This is a genomic window from Candidatus Fermentibacter sp. (assembly GCA_030373045.1).
In the GTDB taxonomy this organism is placed as follows: domain Bacteria; phylum Fermentibacterota; class Fermentibacteria; order Fermentibacterales; family Fermentibacteraceae; genus Fermentibacter.
Map to the genome: position 1 here is coordinate 1 of JAUCPW010000066.1, position 1,070 is coordinate 1,070.

General features: G+C 63.7%; 2 protein-coding genes. Both read left to right on the plus strand.

The window, feature by feature from the left end; genetic code table 11:
- Positions 1-127: 127 nt before the first annotated feature.
- On the plus strand, positions 128-532 hold the full coding sequence (locus tag QUS11_11260; GenBank protein MDM7993874.1) for a hypothetical protein: 405 nt from the start codon (positions 128-130) through the stop codon (positions 530-532).
- A gap of 9 nt (positions 533-541) precedes the next feature.
- Positions 542-730 (plus strand): hypothetical protein, encoded by a 189-nt coding sequence (locus tag QUS11_11265; GenBank protein ID MDM7993875.1) that lies wholly within the window; start codon positions 542-544, stop codon positions 728-730.
- Positions 731-1,070: the final 340 nt, after the last annotated feature.

Sequence of the window (1,070 nt, forward strand, 5' to 3'; positions counted from 1 at the left end):
GCGTCAGATGTGTATAAGAGACAGGGAGCGGCGTGCCTGGCCGGTTCGAGACCGGGCGCGGGGGCCAGCGGGGCCGGCCGACGGGGCCGGCATCCTGCGACGGTGAGTGAGCTAGGAGGGTAGGACCATGTCAAGCAAGAAGAGCGAGAAGAGGGCGGAGCAGGACCAGGCGATCGCGGAGCTCCGGAAGATTCTCCGACCCGGCGACAGGGTCTACGGGATCGTCCGGTCGGTGTCGCGGTCGGGGATGAGCCGGACCATCTCGTTCTACGCGATCAAGAAGAATCAGCCCGTGTACCTCACGGGGTACATGGCTCGGGCCCTGGGGCTGACGATGACGCGGGGATACCATGACGCGGTCCGCGTCCACGGGTGCGGGATGGATATGTGCTTCGCCACGGTCTACGATCTCGGTCGGAGGCTCTGGCCGGACGGCGGGAAGATCGAGAAGTCGTCGCGGCGGGGGCTGAACCCCGGCCAGGACGCGAGGGAGCGGGACGGGGGCTACCTGCTCCGGAGCGACAGCCTGTAGGAGGGGACGATGCCGTTCATCGAGCTGCTCTTGTACCTCAAGGAACAGGGGGATCGGATCGTGGGCGGGGAGGGTGACATTGACGCTCCCCCGAGCACGTTCCCTGTTCCTCATCGTCTGACAGAAAAGGGGGAGAGGTATGTTCGCTCGAATGAGGGGCTGAGGTATCAGCCGAGGTACATTTGGATTCGCGTATGAACGAGGTGACCCTGTCCCTCAGGGGACAGGGTGATCTCGTGTACGAACACGATCGGGACCTCGAAATTCGCTACGCCCCGCTCATCGCGCGGTACGCGCTGACGACGTCTCGGGACATCCTGTGTCCTCCGGGATGGAATCACACGGACTGGTGTGAGTGAAATGGGTCCGAGACCCGAGACTCGCGACTGTGACGAGCGATGCGAGGGAAATATCTCCTGAGGAAGGTGAGACGATGGATCGACGACTTGAAGAGGGGCTGGAGCCTCTGACTGACGACGAGATCGAGCGGATGCGGAACGTCTACGCGAGCGGGCCCCTCACGAGGATCTCCCTCGAC

What these genes read in the sequence shown, in the direction of transcription:
- QUS11_11265 (MDM7993875.1), top strand. Translation starts at nt 542, where the DNA reads ATGCCGTTCATCGAGCTGCTCTTGTACCTCAAGGAACAGGGGGATCGG.
- QUS11_11260 (MDM7993874.1), top strand. Translation starts at nt 128, where the DNA reads ATGTCAAGCAAGAAGAGCGAGAAGAGGGCGGAGCAGGACCAGGCGATC.